Annotated in this window: 1 protein-coding gene; it reads left to right on the forward strand. The window is 31.9% G+C overall.

The features are described 5' to 3' along the window. A partial coding sequence (locus tag IDG64_RS15345; protein ID WP_481906134.1) for an HIT family protein occupies nucleotides 1-248 on the forward strand: 248 nt, incomplete at both ends.

Consider the following 248-nt stretch of genomic DNA (forward strand, 5'->3'; position numbering starts at 1 on the left):
GCTTCTGCTAATATCTTTGAAACTGATGAAGAAACAATGAAACATATCGGTGCAGCATTACCTAAAGTAGCAAATGCTATTAAGCGTGCATTTAATCCTGATGGTTTAAACATTATTCAAAATAATGTGGCATTTTATATTTGTTTTGGAGTCAGTGCATTAATTTTTCCATATGTTGGTTTACGCTTAAGATGGCAATGGTATCAATCGGGACTTAAAACATGGCAAGTTAATTTAATATCATTCAT

It is taken from the genome of Staphylococcus sp. EG-SA-15 (genome assembly GCF_017151895.1).
In the GTDB taxonomy this organism is placed as follows: Bacteria; Bacillota; Bacilli; order Staphylococcales; family Staphylococcaceae; genus Staphylococcus; species Staphylococcus aureus.